Below are 542 nucleotides of genomic sequence, written 5' to 3'. Positions count from 1 at the left end.
TTTTAATACAGCCTGCCTTTTATTAATTAAAGCCGTAATAATAAATACGGCTTTTTATCTTAAACAACACACAAAAATAACAATTCAATATTTTATATTACTGAGTAAAAAGCTCATCATTAAATAAATTAAGATTGATCATTTTTTATTGATCACCTTCACAGTTCAACCGTATTTCCTGGATAGAATATCTTCACCTTCATTCACATCAGGAAAGGTAAATTAAATGGAAAATAACAGCCGCACTATGCCCCATATAAGGCGGAAAACTCATATTATGAAGTTTGCTCATCGCAATAGCTTCGACTTTCACTTCTTCAATGCCCGTTAGTCTACCGACTAAGGGCACTTCAGCGTACAGGTCTTCCTGACTCTCTGTATTACAGGCATATGCCTGTATTCCGCAGTGCTCATTCTCTGTTAACCCTTGTATTATCAGCCACCTGACTGGTAAGGGTTTCTGCATTCTGAAAAAAGCAATCTACCTGATTTATTTATCAGCGGGGTAACTTTGCTTTTTTCCGGCACGATCGATTTCTCAT

At 36.3% G+C, this 542-nt stretch carries 1 protein-coding gene; it reads left to right on the top strand.

Annotated features, from left to right (window positions below; translation table 11 throughout):
• Window positions 1–226: 226 nt before the first annotated feature.
• Window positions 227–331 carry a hypothetical protein gene (locus RTW80_RS27035; protein WP_212736113.1) on the top strand — a complete coding sequence of 35 codons (105 nt, stop codon included), beginning with the start codon at window positions 227–229 and terminating at the stop codon, window positions 329–331.
• Window positions 332–542: the final 211 nt, after the last annotated feature.

This window comes from Escherichia sp. AM3 (assembly GCF_032029835.1).
GTDB classification, from domain to species: domain Bacteria; phylum Pseudomonadota; class Gammaproteobacteria; order Enterobacterales; family Enterobacteriaceae; genus Escherichia; species Escherichia coli.
This window is presented reverse-complemented; position numbering and strand designations above follow the sequence as displayed.

Bases quoted from the DNA above. Each gene is read 5' to 3' on its own strand.
- RTW80_RS27035 (WP_212736113.1), top strand. From the start codon at position 227: ATGGAAAATAACAGCCGCACTATGCCCCATATAAGGCGGAAAACTCAT.